The 16884-nt window shown below is 60.4% G+C and carries 11 protein-coding genes; 8 read left to right on the top strand and 3 right to left on the bottom strand.

What is annotated here, in order from left to right; all coding sequences use genetic code 11:
• Positions 1-151 precede the first annotated feature (151 nt).
• On the top strand, positions 152-526 hold the full coding sequence (locus AC5RV1_RS05575; protein ID WP_493993872.1) for a hypothetical protein: 375 nt from the start codon (positions 152-154) through the stop codon (positions 524-526).
• A gap of 97 nt (positions 527-623) precedes the next feature.
• Here the strand turns inward: AC5RV1_RS05575 and AC5RV1_RS05570 are convergent, their stop codons facing one another.
• Positions 624-4775 (bottom strand): type VII secretion EssC family protein, encoded by a 4152-nt coding sequence (locus AC5RV1_RS05570; protein ID WP_493993825.1) that lies wholly within the window; start codon positions 4773-4775, stop codon positions 624-626.
• Positions 4776-5033: 258 nt separating this feature from the next.
• On the opposite strand from AC5RV1_RS05570, the gene glf reads away from it, so the two are divergent.
• The 5 genes from glf to AC5RV1_RS05545 all read left to right on the top strand — a co-directional run bounded on the left by glf (position 5034) and on the right by AC5RV1_RS05545 (position 11909).
• Positions 5034-6221 carry a UDP-galactopyranose mutase gene (gene glf / locus AC5RV1_RS05565; protein ID WP_493946615.1) on the top strand — a complete coding sequence of 396 codons (1188 nt, stop codon included), beginning with the start codon at positions 5034-5036 and terminating at the stop codon, positions 6219-6221.
• Positions 6218-8209: a glycosyltransferase gene (locus AC5RV1_RS05560; protein WP_493946614.1), complete on the top strand. Its 1992-nt coding sequence runs from the start codon at positions 6218-6220 to the stop codon at positions 8207-8209. Before glf ends, AC5RV1_RS05560 begins: the two co-directional genes overlap by 4 nt.
• A complete protein-coding gene (locus AC5RV1_RS05555) occupies positions 8210-9079 on the top strand; it encodes an ABC transporter permease (protein WP_493946613.1) in 870 nt (289 codons plus the stop codon).
• A gap of 1 nt (position 9080) precedes the next feature.
• The gene (locus AC5RV1_RS05550; protein WP_493993824.1) at positions 9081-9836 is read left to right on the top strand and encodes an ABC transporter ATP-binding protein; all 756 of its coding nucleotides are present in this window, start codon (positions 9081-9083) and stop codon (positions 9834-9836) included.
• 90 nt (positions 9837-9926) lie between these two features.
• The gene (locus AC5RV1_RS05545) at positions 9927-11909 is read left to right on the top strand and encodes a DUF6541 family protein (RefSeq protein ID WP_493993823.1); all 1983 of its coding nucleotides are present in this window, start codon (positions 9927-9929) and stop codon (positions 11907-11909) included.
• Positions 11910-12020: 111 nt separating this feature from the next.
• Here AC5RV1_RS05545 and AC5RV1_RS05540 read toward each other — a convergent pair whose 3' ends face one another.
• Together AC5RV1_RS05540 and rfbA are read right to left on the bottom strand one after the other, a co-directional pair.
• The gene (locus AC5RV1_RS05540; protein ID WP_493993822.1) at positions 12021-12224 is read right to left on the bottom strand and encodes a hypothetical protein; all 204 of its coding nucleotides are present in this window, start codon (positions 12222-12224) and stop codon (positions 12021-12023) included.
• Between the two features lie 446 nt (positions 12225-12670).
• Complete coding sequence (gene rfbA, locus AC5RV1_RS05535) at positions 12671-13534, bottom strand: glucose-1-phosphate thymidylyltransferase RfbA (RefSeq protein WP_163162345.1); 864 nt, start codon at positions 13532-13534, stop codon at positions 12671-12673.
• Between the two features lie 107 nt (positions 13535-13641).
• Here rfbA and AC5RV1_RS05530 point away from each other — a divergent pair, with 107 nt between their 5' ends.
• A complete protein-coding gene (locus tag AC5RV1_RS05530) occupies positions 13642-14805 on the top strand; it encodes an acyltransferase family protein (RefSeq protein WP_493993821.1) in 1164 nt (387 codons plus the stop codon).
• 50 nt (positions 14806-14855) lie between these two features.
• Positions 14856-16868, top strand: coding sequence for a hypothetical protein (locus AC5RV1_RS05525; protein WP_493993820.1), 2013 nt, complete (start codon positions 14856-14858; stop codon positions 16866-16868).
• Positions 16869-16884: the final 16 nt, after the last annotated feature.

Below are 16884 nucleotides of genomic sequence, written 5' to 3'. Positions count from 1 at the left end.
CTGGCCCTCACCACTGTCCGACTATGTCCGGTAGGGTGCCAGTGTGTCAAGACCCCCTGTGAACCCCATTGACCCGCCGAACCCGTCAGAAGGCCCAAACGAGGAGCAGCCGGCGGGAGGCACCCGCCCGGCACGGCCGGCAGCTGTCTTCGTGGTGGCGCTTATTGTGGCGGCGGAGGCGACAGCCCTGCTGACGGCCGCTGCCTGGTACGGCTACCAGTTGGCAGCGGGCAGCCCGGTTCTTTCCTTCTGGGGGGCAGTGTTCACCCTTGCGCTGCTCCTGGCTTTTTCGGCCTGGCTCTATTCGGTGGCAGTGTTTCTTTGCCGGGGTTACCGGTGGACCAGGGCTGCCGCGCTGGTGGCTCAGTTGTTCGTTTTGACCATCGGATTTCCTACGCTGACTGGTGGTCTTCTTCTGGCTGGAACGGTGATGCTGGTCCCTGCGGCCACCGCCATCGTGCTGCTGTTCCACAACAAAGTCATCAGTTTCGCATCCCGCACCGGAAGCGCGACACCGGCTCTCTGAATGCCGCGCCGGGTACCTTTTTCTGGTCTGGCCACTGCTCCTCAATTCCACTTGACCTCGGTTCGCCGCAGCTGCCGGCTGTAGTTGCTCCGGCTCATCAGGCCTCGGCCTCGGTTCCCGGCCCGGCTCCTGCTCCAGGCCCGGGCCCGGCCCAGCCCACCTGGATGCTCCGCGCGAGGCCTTGCGAGATGAGGATTCCCCTGCCCGGTGGTGCACTGGCTTCCACCTCGAACCGGACTCCGAAGAGATCACCGTCAGACAGGGAACGGGGTGCAAGCAGGAGTCCGGTGCCCGCCGAACGGGAGGACATGACCAGCGGGACGCGTTGAAGGAGCATAGGGCTGTAGGTCGCAGTGAGGACCACTGGGTGCCCCAGGGCATTGAATTCCGACAAGTCCCGGATGGCTTCGGCGGGGAGAAGGTCGGCGTCATCGACCAGTGCCACCGTACCCTTTCGTGTTTCATCTGCTGCCGCTGTGGCGAGCGATCGCCCCCAGAAGCGGCGGAGGTCCGTGCCATCTCTGGGATAGAGCCACGGGCGGCCTTTGAAATTCATGAGCGGCAGGGCGCGTAAGAAGTTGCTTTTCCCGGTGCCCGGTCCCCCCAGGACAGTGAACACCGCTGCCGCCTGAAGCCGGCAGGAGGTTGGCTCAAGTTCGTCACCGCCAATGCCAATGAGGATGTCCTGCATCGTGGCGCTGCCCAGAGCGCGTGGTGGTTTGCGCCGCTCCGTCAAGTCGTGTGCGCTTAGACCGGAAGTTGTCATTTCCCGTATCTTCAAGGCTGGCACCAACGCGGGAAGTTGATCGATGCGGAAGGGGAGTTTGGAAAGCCGGATCTCCGACCTCCCTCCGCTCTCCGGGGCGTTCACCCCCTCAATGCCTTCCGGGCCGTTCACCCCCTTAACCGTCTCAGGGACGCAGGCCGCCGCCCTTGAATCCAAGTGCTGGTGGTTGTACAGCTGGCAAACGGCAGGCACTGCTCCGGACATCGGACCGAACACCACCGCGCGCCCCTTAAGCTCCGCAGTGGCCGGCATTCGGGGCCACGCAATTCGACTGTCCGCGTTGGAACCGGTGGGGAAGTAGAACCGGTTGGGAAATGCGGACAGTGCCCTGGAGCTGACGAGTTCACGATCGCCGGCGGCCATCACGATAATCCCTGCCTGCCCGCCATCACGGACCAGGTCCTGGACGAGATCTTCGGCCCAGGCCAAAGGCCCGGCCCGGAATGCCGAAACCCAAGAACCCCATCCGGAGATGACGAGTACCAAGGGCACCTCACCATGCCCGCCACCTTGGCCCAACCGGCGTGCCAACTCCTGCTTGAGGCGCTCGAGTACGCGGACGGCCCGTCGCAGCTCATGCAGGCCGGCATGTGCGCCAATGGCGGGGTGTGTGGCCAAAGCCAGGAAAGTACCCCCCGCATCCAGGATGTAGCCGTGTGCTTCGACCGGGTTGAGGAGCAACTGCATCACAGCCAGTTCGAGTGCTTCGGTGGCACCGGAAGACGGAGCGCCGATAAGGGCCAAGTGACCGTCTGCGGGCGGATTCCACACAAGGGGCGCCAGTCTTTGCTGTTCCGGCAGGTCCACCAGTCCGAGCTCAAGAGACCATTGCGCGCTCCTGTGGCTGCCTGCTGGAGATGCCGAAGTGGTCTCGGGAGGGGCTGGCAGGTTCGAAGGGAGGGGAGGGGCAACCGGCAGCCTCGGGGCCCGTCCCTTCCGCTCACACCACAGGTCCCGGACCAGACTCACCAGTGGGGCTGCTGCCTGCGCAGGTGTTTGCCTGGCCGGGAGGCGACTTCCAGGCCCGCCCCTCTCGGCTGAAGCAAGGCAGTCTACGGCGAGCTCCACCTTAACGGCACCCGCAGGGCGGGAACTACCACTAGGGATTGGACCTAGGGATGCGGTCTGGAATTCCTGGGGAGCCTCCATGCCGCGAGCCAGGAAGGCCCGTCCCGGCGCGTCAATGCTGATGCCGGCGGCCGCTTTGGAACTGATAATGTCTGTGGACTCCATCTCCGATTGCACCCTCAGGGCAATGCTTGAGGTGACGTTCGCCCGGATATCCGCCGTGAGTGCCCCCTGCGGCCGTTGGGTGGCCATGACCAGATGAATTCCAAGGGAGCGCCCGATCGCCGCGATCCGCAGCAGTTCGCGGAGCACTTCCGGGGCATCATCCACGAGCATGCGGAACTCATCGATGACGATGACCAGATGGGGGAGGGGGAAGTTCTGCGAAACGCCGGTGGACCGGTAGGCAGCGAGATCCGGGACCCGCGCAGAAGCGAGAGCCTCCTCGCGCAGCCGGATTTCCGTGCGAAGGGAAGTAAGGGTGCGTTCGAGTTCGTGCGTGGACAAGTCAGTCAGCAACCCGACGCAGTGGACCAGTTCCGTGAGGGGACCGAGCCCGGAGCCGCCTTTGAAATCGACAAATAGGAAATTTACCCGGTCGGGCGGGTGGCTGAGGGCCAAAGCCAAGGTAAGGGTCCGGAGTAATTCAGACTTTCCGGAGCCGGTTGTGCCGGCAACCAGGAGGTGGGGGCCGTCGGCCTGAAGGTCCAGGGTACGCACTCCCGTGGCGCTGAGCCCTAGCGGAATGTGCAGGCCGTGGTTTCGGGTGCTGGCTTTCCATCGGGCAGCAGTGTGGTGCGGAGAGAGCGACAGCACCTCCGGGAGGGAACACGCTCGGGGGACAGCCGCCTCCTTGTTATCCCGCCGCTCCGGATGGACGGCGAGCTGTCGGCAGAAACTCAGGAATACGTCTTCGCGTGCCAAATCCGGGACGAATGCAACGTCGCCGGCCGCGAGCCGCAGGAGTGATGTTCGCTCGGTAAGTTCCACATCGCAGGTCCCGGTGCTTTCTTCAGTCGAAAACCGGAGGACCTGCCAACCGAGTGCCGCCGCACTTTCGGCAATAGTGCCGAGGTCGTCCTCTGCGTCTGCGTTGGAAGTTGCCAGCAGCAGGATTACGCCGTGTTGGTAGTCACGTCCGAAGCCCTCCCTAAGAATGGGCAGTATGTCGGCCGCAGAAGTGGTGAGAGTGACGCTCGGCAGGTACCGGGCAGCCAAAGGAAGGCGGGCTGCTTCGCCGCAAAGAACGATTCGTGTGCCGTGGCCCCTGGGGTAGCCGGCCAACTGCATCAGGAAGGATCGGATGATGCCGTCAGCCACATGGTCAGAGCCGCGGAATGATGTGGGCATTGCCGGGTCCAAGGTCACGGGAACCGCGTCCAGGCAGGGAAGGCCCACCAACGAAGCGGCGGGCTCTACTTTCACATTGGCTGGCTGCGGAGCCTCCCCCAGGCGCAGCCAAACCCCGTCCTCGCCGGGGGAAACAGCGGTGGTGCCCTGGTTTTGACTGACAGCCATGGCCAGGAGCGCCAGGGACGGGCCGGACCGTCGTCGTCGTTCCCGGTCTACTTCCACGGCGGCTGCGATGGCTTTTCCAAGCTCGCGACGCTGCCGCCGATCTGAGGCGAGAGGGACAAGGACAGACACCGCCGATACGGCGGCAAAGGCGAGGAACATCCACAAGCCGGTGAGCACGGCGAGTCCTATTCCGATCAGCAGGGGAAGAACTGCCGTCAACAGGAGCCAAGCCCTGTTGGCCGTATCCGTGCGGCCCGGGACGGTGAGGGGCTGCTGGGTGGGAGTCCCGGCGTCGGCCAGCGTTTTGTCAGTCAGGTCCATAAAAACCAACGACATCCTCGTGTTGCCGCACCGGATGCTTGACTTAGTGGAGACGACCGCGCTGCGGATCCGTTTGCCGTCGACGTGGATGCCGTTGGCGCTGTCGAGGTCAATGATCATGATGTCCGTCTCGGCGACAACGAGGCGGGCGTGCTCGCGGGACAGTTCGGGGTCGGGGATCACGATGCGGGTTCCGCTCCGCCCGATGGTGTAGGAGCCTCGTTGCAGGGGCACCACGGTGCCCGCACCGACGCCCGTGTGCACCGCCAGGGCGAGCTGGGCGTCTTCACCAGGCATCCGTCGTCGTGCCTTCCGGGCGTGGCGTTGGCAAGCCCCATCCACAAGGACGGCACCGTTCACCAGTGGGGCAGTTCCCACGCTCATGGAATCGATGTCTTTGCCCTGGATGGAGATCGGACCTGTCCCGAAATTCTGGATCAGTTGGACATGAATGTCCTCGCCGGTGGTCCCTTCGGGCGCATTGATGGTGAGTTCGAGTGGTGATTCCTGCAGCCCGGACCCCGGGCTGCGGACGAGCGTGCAATGGAGTTTCATCGGTACAGATCCTCACGGCCTTTCAACCCACGCTAGTGAGCGGAACGCCGCGCCGGTTGAACGAGTTTCCGTATGTGGACAACGCGGTGCGCGCTCGCAGTGAGGAACGCTACAAACTGCGGCGCCAATTGCGGTCCTGGCAACCTCCTGGCGGGCTGGATGAACGCTTGATTCGACGGGCGCCGCAGTGCCTCGGGTAGGCTAGAGCAGCAGACTTTGGACGACAATGTGCTGCCCGCATACGACACTGGAGATTTTGTGACCGCTGACCTCGTCATCGTAGGGTCCGGCTTTTTTGGCCTGACAATCGCAGAACAGGCCGCTACCGAGCTCGGCTTGAAGGTCGTCGTCATCGACCGCCGCCACCACATCGGCGGCAATGCTTACAGCGAAAAGGAAGAACAGACAGGTATCGAGGTGCACCGCTATGGTGCCCACCTGTTCCACACGTCCAACGAGCGTGTGTGGGAGTACGTCAACCGGTTCACTACCTTCACCAACTACGTTCACAAGGTATACGGCGTGCACAAGGGCGAGGTCTACTCCCTGCCGATTAATCTGGCCACCATCAACCAGTTTTTCAGGGCCAACCTCACACCAGGCCAGGCCCGCGACCTCATCCAGGAACAGGCTGGCGAGCTTGCCGGAACCGACCCGCAGAACCTCAACGACAAGGGCATCCAACTCATTGGCCGCCCGCTGTACGAAGCTTTTATCAAGCACTACACGGGCAAGCAGTGGCAGACGGATCCCAAGGACCTGCCCGCCGGCATCATCTCCCGGCTCCCCGTGCGCTACAACTACGACAACCGGTACTTCAACGACAAGTACGAGGGCCTGCCAACCAACGGTTACACAGCATGGATCGAAAAGATGGCAGAACACCCGAATATCGAAGTTCGGCTGAATACCGATTTCTTTGACGAATCGCACGAGTACAGCAAGAACAAGGTCGTGGGCACTATCCCTGTCGTGTACACCGGTCCGGTTGACCGCTACTTCGACTACGCAGAGGGTGACCTCTCGTGGCGCACCATTGACTTCGAGGAAGAAGTGCTCGATATCGAGGACTTCCAGGGCACGTCAGTTGTGAATTACAACGACGACGACGTCCCCTACACCCGGGTCATTGAACCCCGCCACTTCCACCCGGAGCGCGACTACCAGACGGAGAAGACCGTCATCATGCGTGAATTCTCACGCTTCGCAGAGAAGGGCGACGAGCCCTACTATCCGGTCAACACGTCCGCCGACCGGGAACGTCTACTCAAGTACCGCGATCTGGCTGCTACCGAGAAGAATGTCCTCTTCGGCGGCCGCCTGGGCACGTACAAATACCTGGATATGCATATGGCCATCGGTTCTGCACTCAGCATGTTCGACAACAAAATCAGGCCGCACTTCGAAGCCGGCGAGAAACTTGAAAGTGGAGGAGTGGACGCATGAGCGAGCAAGAAGAAAGCACCCGCTGGGCACCAATTCAGCGCATCATCCTGCCTTCGCCCGACCAGCCGGACACTGTGTCCCTCTATGTGGATGCCGGATCCGCCAGTGGAATCCGGCTTCGTGAAAACGATGAGTTTGCCCGTACACCCAAGTTGCTTGAAGACAAGCTGCAGATGTCCAGCTCGGAGAGCCGCGAGGCGCACTTCGAAGACCTTTTGTCCCGTCACTCGATGCGTGTCCGCTCAGGTGAACAGATCTCCTTTGGCACTTACTTCAACGCGTTCCCGGCAAGTTACTGGCGGCGCTGGACCTCGGTGCGCGACGTTCGCCTCGTAGTTCAGACAAAAGGAACCGGGACCGTTACTGTCTACAAGTCCAACGCCCGCGGCTCTGTGCAGCGCGTTGATGGCAAACACGTCGACGGCACCGCCACCTCAATTTTCGAACTGACGCTGAAGCCGTTCGGGGACGGCGGCTGGTACTGGTTTGACTTGGCGGCAAGTTCCGGCGATCTCGTTCTGGAGCACGGGCATTGGGAAGCCTTGGACCGCTCCCGGCCGAAGGGCCAGGTGACGCTGCAGATCACCACCATGAATAAACCTGAATTCTGCCTGAATAACGCCCGAATCCTCGCGGAAAACCTTGACGTGTTGGACAACGTCAAAGAGATTCTGATTGTGGACCAGGGAACGACGAAGGTCGAACAGCAGGAGCACTTCGAAGCTGTTAGGGAATCACTGGGCGGCAAGCTAAGGGTGATAAACCAAGCCAACCTCGGGGGATCAGGCGGATTCGCGCGCGGGATGTATGAGTCGGTGGAAAACGGCAGCGACTACGTACTTCTGCTCGATGACGACATCGTCGTTGAGCCTGAGAGCATTGTCCGGCTGTTGACCTTCGCTGACCACTGCCGTAAACCGACCATCGTCGGTGGCCATATGTTCGACCTCTATAACCGTAGTGTCCTGCATACCTTCGGAGAGGTTGTGGATCCGTTCCGAATCGTGCCAGCGCTTCCGCACGCGGATATGGAGACCAGACACGACTTCAGCGTCACGAATCTTCGCCAGACCCCTTGGCTGCACCGCCGCGTGGATGTGGACTACAACGGGTGGTGGATGTGTCTGATCCCAACAACCGTAATTAAGGAAATCGGCCTATCCCTTCCGCTCTTCATTAAGTGGGACGATGCCGAGTATGGACTTCGTGCGAGGGAGGCCGGGTTTGCTACCGTGTCCCTCCCAGGTGCTGCCGTTTGGCACGTTTCCTGGATTGACAAGGATGACCTGGTGGGCTGGCAGGCCTACTTCCACGCGAGGAACCGGCTGATCACCACGCTGATACACAGTCCATATCCAAAGGGTGGCCGTGTTTTGCGGGAGTCAGTTCAGGCCGATGTGAAGCATCTTGTGTCCATGCAGTACTTCACCGAGCACGGGCGGATCGAAGCGCTCCGGGACCTCCTCAAGGGGCCCGAAGGCCTTCACAAAGTCCTCGCCACAAAGCTGCCGGAGATCAACATGGTGAAGTCCGAGTATCCGGACGCTCAGTTGAAGGACGACGTGGACGACTTCCCTGCGCCGAAGATCGGCCGAGGACCAATGGGGGGTACCGTCGTGGGGATGCCCAGCAAGAAGGAACTAATTCCTTGGGGGATAAAGACGGTTGCCCGGCAGCTGATCAAAGCTCCCGGGCCGGAGAGCGCCGAGCGCCCTCAAGGATATCTGGCCCACCGGGATAACCGATGGTTCCGGGTGGCCCACTACGACAGCGTTGTGGTGTCTAACGCCGAAGGAACAGGTGCTTCCTGGTACCAGCGGGACCCGAAGAAGCTCAAATCAATGCTCGCCGAAGCAACACTGCTGCATGCCAAGCTACTGCGCGAGTGGGACAAGCTCGCCGACCAGTATCGGCGGGCTGTACCGGAAATTAGCTCCTTCGAAGCCTGGAAAAAAACGTTTGAAGCGAATGCGAAGGACGACGCCTAGATGGCCGGTCAAACCGACCAGCTGATAAAACCTGGAAGCGGACGAGGGCTTCTCGACGTCTACGGGGACAGGTTCCTGCTCAAGCTGCTGGTGCGCAAGGAAATCAAAGTACGTTACCGCGGTTCGGTATTGGGCCTTTTATGGTCCTACGTCAAGCCGCTGGTGCAGTTCCTCATCTATTTCATTGCACTGGGCATCTTCCTAAACCTCCAGCGCGGCACTCCCAACTACGCTATTTATCTCTTTGCCGGCATTGTCCTGGTGAACTTCTTCACAGAGTCGCTGTCCAATGCAACCCGTTCAATCGTGGACAATCGTGATCTGATTCGGAAGATCTACCTCCCTCGGGAACTGTTTCCCGTGTCAACTGTGTGGGTTTCGGCTGCTCATTTCCTGCCGCAGCTTCTGGTGCTGATTGGCGCCTGTCTTGTTGTGGGCTGGACGCCGTCGATCCTGCAACTGGCGGCCGTGGTCCTGATTTTCGGGATGGTCGCTGTTCTTGCCACCGGGTTGGGCCTGATGTTCGGTGCTGTCAACGTATATTTCCGCGATTCCGAAAACATTGTGGATATGATCGTGATGGTCGTGACCTGGGCCTCTCCCGTGCTGTACGTCTGGTCGATGGTCGAACGGGTGATGGGACCGTGGTTCTGGGTCTATCAGCTGAACCCCATGACAGTAGCCGTCGAAGTCTTCCACTGGGCGTTTTGGGAACCGACCTTGAAAGCGGATCAGCTGGTCGCCGACACAATGCCGCCCGATCTGCTGACGGTCTGGCTGCCCGTAGCAATGCTGGTGACTTTGGCAGTGCTGTTCCTGGGCCAGTTGACGTTCCGCCGCCTTGCCATCCATTTTGCACAGGAGCTTTGAGATGACTTCCCACGGCAACGTGGCCATCAGTTGTGTGGGCCTCAGGAAGCAGTTTGTTCTTCGCCATACGCGGTCGTTGAAGGAAGCCCTTGTGTGGCTTGTTAAGGGCCGCAAGGGGGACCTGTCAAAGAAGTTCCTAGCCCTTAAAGATGTCTCCCTTGAAGTGAAACAGGGGGAGACTGTGGCGCTTATGGGCCTGAACGGCTCTGGAAAGTCGACACTGTTGAAGCTCATTTCCGGTGTTTTACAGCCCGACGGCGGGACAGTCCGGACGCGGGGCCGGGTGGCCGGACTGATTGAAGTGGGTGCAGGGTTCCATCACGACCTCAGTGGGCGGGACAACGTGTACCTCAATGGCGCCATTCTTGGGATGACTGAGAAACAGATCGATAGCATGTTTGATTCGATAGTCGAATTCTCGGAGATTGGCGAGTTCATCGACACGGAAGTCAAGTTCTATTCGTCTGGAATGTATCTCCGCCTCGCTTTCTCAATTGCAGTACACACCGATCCGGAAGTGTTCCTGATCGACGAAATTCTTGCTGTCGGCGACGAACCCTTCCAACGGAAGTGCATCGCAAAAATCAAGGAACTGGCCGATTTGGGCAAGACCCTGTTTGTGGTCAGCCATGATCTGGACCTGGTCGCAACTGTCTGTGAACGAGGCGTCCTCCTGGAGCACGGCCAAGTCATTATGGACGGGGATGTACACGACGTGGTTTCGGAACTGCGCCGCCGGTCACTCACCGAGACCTAGCAACAGAAGCCGGTGAATTAGCGTTACCAGGTTTCCTGGCCGGCACCTCAGTATCAGTATCTGTCCCCAACCTCCCGAGAGTGGTGTTCCGTGTCCTGGTGGCAATCCTTGCCAATAATCCTCACAGCAGTGCTGCTGCTACTGCTGCCTGGCTTGGCCACTTCGTTGGCTGTACGCATGCGCGGAATTCCTGCTGTGCTGATTGCACCAGCCTTCAGCGTGGGAACCTTTGGTTTCCTCGCTCTGATATTTCCATTTGCCGGAATCCCGTGGGCGCCAGTGCCGGTACTCGTTGGTTGCGCGGTTGTCTCCGCTGTGGCGTTCTTTGTGTCCAGGACTTGGGGCTCCGGGTGGACCCGTCCAGCAAGGCGTCCAAGTACTGTCCATTTATCCTTGGTAGTGGGAGTCGGAAGCGTCGTCACGGCTTTGGTCGTGGGTCTGCAAATGGCAACTGCAATGATCCACCCCGACTCCATCTCGCAGACCTACGACAATGTTTTCCATTTGAATGCAGTCCGTTGGGCCATGGAGTCAAGAAATTCGTCGCCTCTGAACCTGGGAGCCTTTACCGGGATCAGTGCCTACCCCGCCGGCTGGCACGCAATTGTGGCAATCGTCGGGGAGCTTACGGGTGCTACGATACCTGTCCTCGTGAATTCCACGAGCATTGCCATCGGTGCAGTAGCCTGGCCGCTTAGCGCTCTCTTCCTCACCTTCGCCGTCGCCGGGTATCGCAAGGCGACGGCGATCGCAACATTCGTTTTCTCCGCCGGTTTTGCGACATTTCCGATACTGATGATCGATTGGGGCGTGCTGTATCCAAACCTGCTTTCGATCTCTGTCCTGCCTGCTGCGCTGGGGCTTGCCTTTACTGCGCTGGGGCTGGGTTACCACGACCGTCCGCCGGCGCTGATCGCCTGGTTGAGCCTGAGTGTTGCCGTCGCGGGAGTCGCACTCGCGCACCCTAGTACGCTGATGGCGTTTTTGGCGTTCGCTCTTCCAGGTGCACTGGCGGTCTACTACTTCCGGATTCGGCTTCTATGGCCGCCGCGAACGAAGGACTCGAGCCGCCAGGCGTGGCTTCTGACCGCTGCGCTGCTCGGTGGACTGGCTCTGCTGACAGTCGTTTGGTACTTCCTCCGGCCACCGTCGGATGCAGCGAACTGGAGGGTTGTCGAGACTCCTCCCCAGGCAATAGGCGAACTCCTGTTTAACGCTCCCTTGGGGCGTCCGTCCCAAGAAATACTGAGTGTTTGCCTTCTTGCGGGCATAATCCATCTTTGGACCACGAAGTCCCGACGCTGGTTAATCGGAACCTATCTCATCGGAGCGGCCCTGTTTTTCTTTGCCGCAGGATACAACGCGCCGATTCGGCAGTTTATTACCGGTGTCTGGTACTTCGACAGCTACCGCTTGGCGGCATTGCTGCCGGTTGTCGTTTTAGGACCAGCGGTGATTGGCGCCCTGTTCCTTATAGATCTTGTGAGGGAAAAGATCAGGGCGGCTGACGGGTCCGTCCTTGGGAAGACCAGGCTACCGGGTAAACCAGGTCCCACACGGCAAGCAGTCCTGGCTTCGGCGGTCTACGCCGTTGCCCTTGTGCCCATAGCACCTCAACTGATGCCGGCTAATTTTGCCGCTTACCAAGCGCACTGGCAATACCGCAGCGACGCCAATTCTGCGCTGCTGTCCCCGGAGGAAAGGAGACTGTTGGAGCGCCTTCCTGAAACAACTGAGCCAGGTGCCAATATCGCGGGTCTGCCAAGCAGCGGGACGGCTCTGGCCTACGCGTTGGCCGGCCGCACTGTCATACAGCCCCATATCCTGACAACTCACGGGTCTGATATCGATGTTGTAAATGCCGGCCTGAAGGACGCTGCTGAGTTCCCGGCGGTCTGTGAGTCTGTTCGACGCCTTAACGTCCGATATGTTTTGGACTTTGGCACCAGGACCGTCACGGGAACCCTTGCCGGTTATGGCGGTGTGATGGATCTTGAGGAGAATGCAAGCTTGGAGCTCGTCGATTCGGAAGGATCAGACGCTCGGCTGTTCAAAGTGGTTGCGTGCTGGTAGGGATAATGGCGCCGCATGCTGGACCGGCAGTGAGACGTACATCTCGCCTACCTGCAGATAGGGCTGGCGCACGGCCGAAAAATATCCAGTTGATTTTCAGGACCGGGCGGCCTACTTCTCCTGAACCGTTCCGAGCAGTGATTCCAGCTTCTTCCAAGTTTTAACGTTGCATTCGTTGTCGCGGCGGAAGCTTGTCCTGACTGACGTGCCATTGATCTCGCCGAAAACGTCCGCAATGTTCGGCTGGCCAACACCTTCGCAATCTTCACTGGTTTCGGCGGGCTCGTACTCCAGGAGGTTCGGTTGCCGGGCCAAAACCTTGCAGGCCTCGTCCCCGTCCGGAAGATCTGTTCCTTCTACGGCGGAAGTTCCAACGCAAACAAGACGGTGTGTCGACTGTTGCCCGGCATTTCCGCTCAGGGTGGTCACCGTCAGCCGCACGTTCGGTTCCCCGGCTGACGGAGGGTACGTAGGGCTGGTGGTCTGGGTCGGTTGAAGCGTGGGTGTGGGCGAGTTCTTGGGGGGCCCATCGGCAATACTGCATGAGCTGAGGACCGTACCGGCAGCAACTATGGAGAGTATTACTTTGAGTGGCGTTCGCATGATGCTCCTTGGCTAGTGCAGCCTTCGCGATAGTGGATCTGATCTGCTGATAGTGCCGGCGGCAATCTTCGTTACCGCAGTTACCAAGGTTGCCCGGCCGGTCACGGCTCGTGCGGTCCCACCCCTGCCGGCAGCGCCGTTTAGGGGAGGACGAAGCGTCACTCCTCCAGGAGTTCCAGAAGGTAGGCGCCGTAACCGCTCTTCACCAGCGGCTCCGCGCGGCGGCGCAGGTCGTCGTCGGTGAGGAAGCCCAAACGCCAGGCTATTTCCTCCGGAGCGCCAATCTTCTGGCCCTGACGGTTTTCCACTGTCCGAATGAAGTTCGATGCGTCGCTGAGGTCATTAAAGGTCCCGGTATCCAGCCAAGCGGTTCCACGAGGCAGAATTTCTACTTGCAGATCGCCGCGCTCCAGATACACCTTGTTGACGTCGGTGATTTCCAACTCGCCGCGTGCCGAGGGCTTGAGGCCCTTTGCGATGTCGATGACGTCGTTGTCGTAGAAATAGAGGCCGGGGACGGCATAGTGGCTACGGGGGGTGGTTGGTTTCTCCTCAAGGGACAGTGCCTTGCCTTCCCCGTCGAATTCCACCACGCCGTAGGCTGACGGATCTTTGACCCAGTAGCCGAAGACGGCGCCCCCCTTGATGTTCGCGTGCCGGCGCAGTTGGGTGCCCATGCCTTGGCCGTAGAAGATGTTGTCTCCCAGAACCAGAGCAACGGTGTCGTCGCCTATGTGATCGGCCCCAAGGATAAACGCCTGTGCCAGGCCATCCGGGCTGGGCTGCTGGACGTAGGAGAGGTTCACGCCGAACTGCGAACCGTCTCCCAGAAGGCGCTGAAACTGGTCCGAGTCCTGGGGCGTGGTAATGATGAGAATGTCCCGGATGCCCGCAAGAATCAACGTGGACAGGGGGTAGTAAATCATCGGCTTGTCGTACACCGGGACCAGTTGCTTGCTGATGCCAAGAGTGATGGGATGGAGCCTGGATCCGGTGCCTCCGGCAAGGATGATTCCGCGCATTAGTCCATCATTGCCTTAGCTTTGGCGCGGGGCAAACCGGGGGCTAAGCGCGGCACGGTAGAATTGCGTGTCAGTGTCATTCCCCATGAGCCGAACCCGGAGTCTGCGTGTCATCAGAAAAAGCCCCTGCAGGACTCCTACTGGGCAAGCCACTCGATCCCCGGAACAACAGCCTCAACCTCATCCGGCTGATCCTGGCCCTAGCCGTGTTGGTTCATCACAGCTGGCCGCTGACTGGTTCCGCTAACGAGCCGGTCTTCGCCGGGGAGACGCTGGGCGGATGGGCGGTTTCTGGCTTCTTTGTGATCAGCGGCTACCTCATCACCGGCAGCAGATTCAGCCACGGACTAGGTGACTACCTGGTACACCGCGTGGCCCGGATCATGCCAGCGTTTATCGTCTGTCTGCTGACAATGGTGGCCTTCTTCGCACCTATCGGTTACTTCGTGGCTCGGGGAAGCCTGTCGGGTTATTTCAGCACGGCCACCTCGCCGTTGAATTTCTTCATTTCCAACCTGACCTTGAAAATGAACCATTACGACATCGCTGGAACGCCGCTCAATGTCCCCTACGCCGGGGCGTGGAACGGCTCGCTGTGGAGTCTTTACTATGAATTTTTGTGCTATCTCGTAGTGGCCGCGCTTGGGTGCTTCGCGATTTTCCGGAAGTCTCCTTGGTTCCTTACCTTGATTTTTGCCGTTTCCGTCGTAGCGCAGGCAAATATTGACGTCATCAACCGCTACACCAATGGAAACTTTGATGTAGTGCTGTTGTTGAAGCTGCTGCCGTTCTTCCTCGGCGGTGCTGTCCTCTTCGTTTGGAAGTCCCGGATCGGAATCCACTGGGCTCCGGCCGTCGCCAGCCTCATCGTGTCGCTGCTTATGGTTTCCGCTTTTCCGCTGTGGGGCGGTCAGGCGTCCGGGGTTCTGATTGCTTACGGCACCCTGTGGATTTCAACCTGGCTTCCGCAGCCCAGCCTCATCGCAAAGAATGACGTCTCCTACGGCGTTTACATCTATGCCTTTGCGTTCCAGCAACTGCTGGCAGTCTTCGGGGGCCACGAGTGGGGCCTTGTCCTGTTTTCCTTGGCTGCCATGGCCCTCACCATCCCCACGGCGATCGCGAGCTGGGTTTGGATTGAGCGGCCAGTGATGCGCAGGGTCCGCAGCAAGGATCACCGGCCCAAAGCCATACCGGTGGAGAGAATGGTAGCTGCCGCGCCTACTGAACAAGCGGCCACAAGGGCCGAGTCCGTACGTACGTCCTCGTGACCGCTGGGCAAACCCGTCGCGGGGCCCAGCGTCGCGATACTCACCGCGCCGTGCCTGGCCGGGACGGCTGGTCCCTCCAGGCTCCGCGCGGAGCTAAACCGGGCGCCCTGCTAAGGGGATCCGTCGCATTTGTCGCCGCGGCCGCAGTCGTGATTGCCCTGCGCCTTACAGATTTCCTGACAGGTGGCTGGACTATCGGCCTGCTGTTGGCCTGCCTGTTGGCACTCCCTACAGCCCGGACATTTTCTGCGCGCATTGCCCTGTCGCTCAGCCTCCTGCTGGGACTGGTTCCTCTGCTTTGGTGGGTTCCTTCAGGACTGGGCCCGTTGGGGCGGGGAACGCTTGTGCTGGCCGGAGCGGTGGGCGCTGTGGCCTTCGTGGTGGTCGGTGGCGGCGTCAAGGCGGGCGCACGCCGGCTGGTGCCCCGGTTTTCATTGCTCGACTGCCTGCCTGTCACCGCCGCAGCGCTGTCCGTCTGGGTCCACTTCAACCTGCTCTCGGTACGTGCCTACGAGAAGGCTCTGAGCCTGCTCACCTTGAATTGGGACAATGCTTCCCACTTCGACATTTTCCACATGCAGCGGCTCTATGGTCGGGTTGTACCCCTCTTGGGCGCCTCGCCTGATGGCAGTGACTGGTCCTTCAAGGATTACCCGCAGGGTTTTCACGGTGTGGTAGCCATTTTTGCGGAACTTAAGTTTGCCAAGCCAGCGGGGACGCCCGCGGAGGAACTGGTGAATTACGCCAACGGGAGCGCCCTTGTCTCCGTGTTGGTGGCAGCGATGGTCCTTGCCGCGCTCGCGTCGGTACCTGCCTTCCGCCGCCAGCCGCTCATTGGCTTTCCTGCTTTGATGGTGGTGGCAGCAGGCTGGATCTTCGGACCCGGATCCTCGGCTTCGCTCCACGGCTTCCCGAATTTTTTCCTTGCGGTAGGGCTCGCAGCTGTGGCGATCGTGCTGGCAGCCGATATGGGCCGACCGCTGCGCTCTCCAATACTGCTGTCCCTCGTGGCGTGCGTGGTGGGCGTGGCCCACAACTGGGTACTCCTTGAGGTGCTGGTGCTGGGTGCGGCAGTAATGGTGCTGCTGCCTTGGGACCTGAGGCGGTGGCGTGCCACCCGCGGGGGTTACGTTTTCGCGGTTGGGACTGCGCTGGTGGGCGTCACCGGCATTGGTCTGGCGCTCGGCCAACTTGCAGGGGTTTCCACGGATGCCGTCCTGTACGGTGTGGGCGGCGTGCCAATACCGGACCTGGGTCAGTTGGCCGTAATCATCACTGGCACCTCAGCCTTGGCGGTTCTTGTATTCTCAGGGTCTGCCCAGCGCTCAGGCGGCACCTTGCAACGACTGCGTTGGTCCTTTACAGGCCTTGCTGCAGCGATGGTACTAGCGATCTGCATGGCAGTCGCCCAGCTGATCAAGGGCGGGACGCTGACGTACTACTCCCACAAGCTGGGGATTGCCCTGTTCCTCGCTGGGCTCGTGACGTTCGCACTGATGCTGGCCGCCCTTCTGGAAACCGTCCGTACGAGGTCCCGGGCAGCCGTGGATGGAGCGGGGGGAAACGGAGCGTCTGCTGCCTCCCCACGGGACCCTAGGCGGCTCAGCGGAACAGGACCCCTCGCGGCTTCGGTGCTGGCGACTGTTGCAGCAACGCAGGCCTTCGGCTTCATTTTCCCACTGTCAAAGGAAGGCCTGCCGCCCTCGTCCCCCTCGGCTGTGGCGATGGCCAAGGAGTTGGAGGTACTCGAAGAGGTGCCGCGTTCCGTGGATATGCTGATGGCGGCCACTAGGGGCCGCCAGGGCCAGCCAGCGGTTTATGTCACCACAAGGCCCACCGACATTGATGCCATCCTGGCGAAGCAGTGGTATGACGGCCTCACCGCAACCTACACCGAAAGAGGCTGGGAGCTTTCGCTAAATATGTTCGAGCTCAGCGGGGGCGTGGACAACCTCCGCCCTGTGGTCAACAAAATCATGAAGGCGGACCCGTCAGCCCTGATCATCGTAGATCCTGAAAATCAGGCAGCGCTCAATCACATCCTGGCAACCCTGGACGGGTGAGCAAGGGCAGCCCTTC

This window comes from Arthrobacter sp. Hb9-2, assembly GCF_059091165.1.
This window is presented reverse-complemented; position numbering and strand designations above follow the sequence as displayed.

What these genes read in the sequence shown, in the direction of transcription:
- AC5RV1_RS05555 (WP_493946613.1), top strand. Translation starts at nt 8,210, where the DNA reads ATGGCCGGTCAAACCGACCAGCTGATAAAACCTGGAAGCGGACGAGGG.
- AC5RV1_RS05560 (WP_493946614.1), top strand. Translation starts at nt 6,218, where the DNA reads ATGAGCGAGCAAGAAGAAAGCACCCGCTGGGCACCAATTCAGCGCATC.
- AC5RV1_RS05570 (WP_493993825.1), bottom strand. Translation starts at nt 4,775, where the DNA reads ATGAAACTCCATTGCACGCTCGTCCGCAGCCCGGGGTCCGGGCTGCAG.
- rfbA (WP_163162345.1), bottom strand. Translation starts at nt 13,534, where the DNA reads ATGCGCGGAATCATCCTTGCCGGAGGCACCGGATCCAGGCTCCATCCC.
- AC5RV1_RS05550 (WP_493993824.1), top strand. Translation starts at nt 9,081, where the DNA reads ATGACTTCCCACGGCAACGTGGCCATCAGTTGTGTGGGCCTCAGGAAG.